Genomic DNA, 1733 nt, shown 5'->3' with positions numbered 1-1733 from the left:
CGTCGAAGGAACGCATCCACGATCGATCCAACGACCGATCCCCAAATGAGTCACGGTCTAAGGGCCGCACCTTCCCGAGGACGGCACCACCCCAAGGGCTGGCCGGGGCACCTGGCCGTCCAGAAGCTCACATGCCCGAAGGCCGAGCGGCCCTCACCTTGCCGCCCTGCCGGTTCTGAGGTTGGGGTTCGTCAGTTCGTTGTGGCGAGGGCGAGGGGGAGTACGGCGGGGGCGCCGGCTTCGCGGAGGAGCATCGCGCCCATGGTCATGGTCCAGCCGGTGTCGACGCGGTCGTCGACGAGCAACACGGGGCCGCCCGAGACGTCGGCGACCGGCGCGGCCAGGGTCGCCCGCAGAGCGCGCACCCGCTGCGCGCTGTTGTGCTGACGACCCGGCGGACCCTGCCGGTAGGTCAAGGAGCCGAGGTAGGTCAACCTGCCGATGGCGGCAAGGCGCTCCCCCAGGGAGGCGATCAGCAACGGCCGGGTCGTGGAGGGGACGGTGACCACCGACACCGGTCGCTCCGCCCATCGCCAGGAGGTCAGCACCTTGACCACGGCGTCGAAGATCTCATCGGGCACCGGGCCGTCCGGAGCGCTCTGGGCCAGCAGCCGCCTCAGGGCGTTCCCCCAGCCGATATCGGTCAGCCGCCCGAGCGCCCGGCCCGGCTCCGCCCCTGCCTCGGGACGGATGCGACCGGAGAGGCCGAGTTCCTTCAGGCCCGTGGGCCACTGGCGCCGGGGCTCCACCTCGATGCCTGGCCGGTGGAGGCGCTCGCGGGCGTTCTGCACCGCTCCTGCGGTGATGTCGAGGGAGCGATGGGCTCCTGTGCAGTTGTCGCAGCGACCGCAGGGCCGCGCGGTGTCGTCGTCGAGGTGGCGTCTGAGGAACTCCTCACGGCACTCGCCGGTGGAGATGTAGTCGAGCATGGCCCGCTGCTCGGCCGCGCGCTCGGCGGCGACCCGTGCGTACCTCTCGGTGTCGTACGCCCATGGCCGGCCCGTGGACTGCCAGCCCCCCTTGACCCGCTTGGCGGCACCGTCGACGTCGAGGACCTTGAGCATCGTCTCCAGCCGGTTGCGGCTGAGGTCGACCCGGGTCTCCAGCGCGGCCGTGGACATCATGCCTTCCTGGTCCAGGGTCTGGAGCGTGGCCCGGACGACGGGCTCCGGCGGGAAGGCGAGCGAGGCGAAGTAGGCCCAGATGTCGCGGTCTTCCGGACCGGGAAGCAGGATGACCTCCGCGCGCTCCACCCCGCGCCCGGCTCGGCCGACCTGCTGGTAGTAGGCCACGGGTGACGCGGGAGCGCCGACGTGGATGACGAAACCGAGGTCGGGCTTGTCGAAGCCCATGCCGAGCGCCGAGGTCGCCACCAGCGCCTTCAGCTTGTTGTCGAGCAGGTCTTGCTCGGCGGCGAGCCGTTCGGCGGGGTCGGTCTGCCCGGAATAGGCGGCCACCGTGTGGCCCTGCTCACGCAGGTAGGCGGCGATCTCCTGGGTGGCGGCGACTGTCAGCGTGTAGATGATGCCGGAGCCCGGCAGCTCGCGCAGCGTCTCGGCCAGCCAGGCGAGCCGCTGCTCGGCGGTGGCCAGCCGGACGACGCTGAGGTGAAGGCTGTCACGCTCGAGCGGCCCACGCAGCACCAGCGCACCACCGGCCTCCTCACCCACAGCCGCCGAGGTGGAGACCGCGGAGGTGGGGGTGGAGGTGGCCGAGGTGGAGACCGCGGAGGT

The 1733-nt window shown here is 71.6% G+C and carries 1 protein-coding gene; it reads right to left on the bottom strand.

Features of this window, described 5'->3' with window-relative positions:
• Nucleotides 1–191 precede the first annotated feature (191 nt).
• Nucleotides 192–1733 (bottom strand): helicase-related protein (locus ABD810_RS38410; protein WP_344952750.1); only part of this gene is annotated, 1542 nt, incomplete at its 5' end.

It is taken from the genome of Sphaerisporangium flaviroseum, assembly GCF_039537005.1.
Lineage (GTDB): Bacteria > Actinomycetota > Actinomycetes > Streptosporangiales > Streptosporangiaceae > Sphaerisporangium > Sphaerisporangium flaviroseum.
Note: the sequence above shows the minus strand (reverse complement) of the source record. Positions and strands in the feature narration are given on the sequence as shown.